At 67.8% G+C, this 242-nt stretch carries 1 protein-coding gene; it reads right to left on the bottom strand.

Annotated elements, in window-relative coordinates:
* Positions 1–242: hypothetical protein (locus tag CA598_RS31925; RefSeq protein WP_179283844.1), on the bottom strand; the 242-nt coding region annotated here is incomplete at both ends.

The raw sequence follows: 242 nt of genomic DNA, 5'->3' as shown, positions 1-242 counted from the left end.
TCCTGTCGCTCCTGTTACTCCGTCGGCTCCGGTCGCACCAGTCGCTCCATCTGCCCCGGTCGCTCCTGTTACTCCAGCGGCTCCGGTCGCACCAGTCACTCCAGCGGCTCCCGTTGCTCCTGTTGCACCATCGGCTCCGGTCGCTCCTGTTACTCCAGCGGCTCCGGTCGCCCCAGTCGCTCCATCGGCTCCCGTTGCTCCAGTCACTCCGTCGGCTCCGGTCGCTCCTGTCACTCCAGCGG

Source organism: Paenibacillus sp. VTT E-133291, assembly GCF_002264395.1.
GTDB lineage: Bacteria > Bacillota > Bacilli > Paenibacillales > Paenibacillaceae > Paenibacillus_AQ > Paenibacillus_AQ nitricinens.
The sequence above is the reverse complement of the archived record's forward strand: the minus strand, read 5'-3'. Positions and strand labels throughout refer to the sequence as shown.